Annotated in this window: 1 protein-coding gene; it reads left to right on the top strand. The window is 31.6% G+C overall.

Going from position 1 to position 455, the window contains the following annotated elements; all coding sequences use genetic code 11:
- Positions 1 to 455 (top strand): DDE-type integrase/transposase/recombinase (locus tag ACJDU8_RS25685; protein ID WP_406795023.1); only part of this gene is annotated, 455 nt, incomplete at both ends.

Below are 455 nucleotides of genomic sequence, written 5' to 3'. Positions count from 1 at the left end.
ATACTTAAAGACCAGAGAATAATTAAAGCTAAAATAAAGAGAAATATTGCAGTTAACAGAACTATAACAGGCTCAAATCAACTATGGGAAATGGATATAAAATATGGCTACATAGAAGGTGAAGATAAATTCTTCTACTTACTAAATTTAATTGATATCTTTGATAGGAGCATTATAGATTACCACATGGGTTTACACTGTGAGGCTAAAGATGCTACAGCACTACTGAGAAAGTGCTTAATAAGAAGAAACTTGTTTGAGGAAGACTCTAAAAAGCCAGTAATAAGAACAGACAACGGACCTCAGTTTATAAGTCATAAATTTGATGAATGCTGTGAAGAACTTAAAATTGAACATGAGAGAATACCAGTGAAGACGCCAAATAAAAACGCACATGTAGAATCATTTCACAGAATACTTGAGGATGAGTGTTTAAAAATTAATGAATTTGAAAG

The organism is Candidatus Clostridium eludens (genome assembly GCF_045310515.1).
GTDB classification, from domain to species: Bacteria; Bacillota; Clostridia; order Clostridiales; family Clostridiaceae; genus Clostridium_B; species Clostridium_B eludens.
This window is presented reverse-complemented; position numbering and strand designations above follow the sequence as displayed.